General features: G+C 69.8%; 1 protein-coding gene. It reads right to left on the reverse strand.

Annotated features, from left to right (window positions below):
* Positions 1 to 706, reverse strand: a 706-nt coding sequence (locus APM_RS13160) for a short-chain fatty acyl-CoA regulator family protein (protein WP_039888717.1), incomplete at both ends; no start/stop codon positions are given.

Below are 706 nucleotides of genomic sequence, written 5' to 3' on the forward strand. Positions count from 1 at the left end.
CGTAGACGATGCGCGGCGCGTACTGGATCTCGCAGCCGAGGCCCACCGCGACGGCGCGCGGGCGCGACAGGTAGGACGTGCCGCCGCCGCCGACCGTGCGGGCGATGCTGATATAGGTGGTTTCGCCCGGCGGCTGGGCGAGCTGGACGGAGATTTTCCCCGGCTGCGAGAAGGCCTGGTAGACGTTCCAGAGCGGGCACGGGCCGCCGAAACGGTCGAACCGGAAGCGGGTGGCGCTGCTGCGCTTGAGCACGTTGCCGGCGGTGTCGGTCTTGAGGAAGAAGAACGGAATGCCCTGGGCGCCGGGGCGCTGCAGCGTGCTGAGCCGGTGGCAGACCTGCTCGAAGCTCGCCTGGAAGCGGATCTGCAGGCGCTGGATGTCGTATCGTTCGGCCTCCGCCTCGGCGAGGAAGGCGGCGTAGGGCATGATCAGCGCGCCGGCGAAATAGTTCGCGAGGGCGACGCGGGCGATGCCGCGCGCGGCGTCCGACGAGACTTTCGCCCGCTCGATCAGCCGCGAGATCAGCCGGCCGTGGCTGAGCAGGCCGATCACGTGGGCGAGCGAGAAGCGGCGGGTTTCGAGGCGCATTTCCTCGGCGATGAGGAGGCGGCGGTTGCGGCGGTCGATCTGCCAGAGGATGCCGTCGGGGAGGAGATTGGCCGAGGGAACGACCTCGATCCGGTGACCGGCGGCGAGATGGCGTTC

Source organism: Acidiphilium sp. PM, assembly GCF_000219295.1.
GTDB lineage: Bacteria > Pseudomonadota > Alphaproteobacteria > Acetobacterales > Acetobacteraceae > Acidiphilium > Acidiphilium multivorum.